The organism is Psychrobacter sp. 4Bb (assembly GCF_002836735.1).
Taxonomy (GTDB): domain Bacteria; phylum Pseudomonadota; class Gammaproteobacteria; order Pseudomonadales; family Moraxellaceae; genus Psychrobacter.
Genome location: NZ_PJAS01000028.1, coordinates 1 through 416 on the forward strand (window position 1 = coordinate 1; position 416 = coordinate 416).

General features: G+C 45.9%; 1 protein-coding gene. It reads right to left on the reverse strand.

Annotation, left to right across the window (positions count from 1 at the left end):
* Nucleotides 1–27: 27 nt before the first annotated feature.
* The coding region (locus tag CXF60_RS00625) for a transposase (RefSeq protein ID WP_145990187.1) at nucleotides 28–416 on the reverse strand (389 nt) is incomplete at its 5' end.

A 416-nucleotide genomic window follows, 5' to 3' on the forward strand; every position in this document is an offset into this window, starting at 1 on the left:
CCATCCCAGATTCTGTGTAACTGCCATTTAGATTAAATGCTTACTGATACGGTCATCAAACATAATCATAAAACGATTCAGAGCAGACGTCCAGTTACGGATTGGCATCGACCACTTTTTAGACGCCTGCTGGGTGGCTAAGTACACCACTTTGAATGCTGCCTGATCAGATGGGAACACCTTACGCTTATTCACTGCCGTCCGAATCACACTGTTTAGCGACTCTATCGCATTGGTGGTATAAATCACTTTTCTGATGTCTTTCGGATACTCAAAGAACACCGTTAAGCCCTCCCAGTTATTGCGCCAAGACTTGACCACGTGCGGGTAATCTTTGCCCCAAGTCTCATCAAAGTGCTCAAGATTGGCCTCTGCCATCTCAAGGGTATCAGCGCCGTAAATGGCCTTTAAATCAG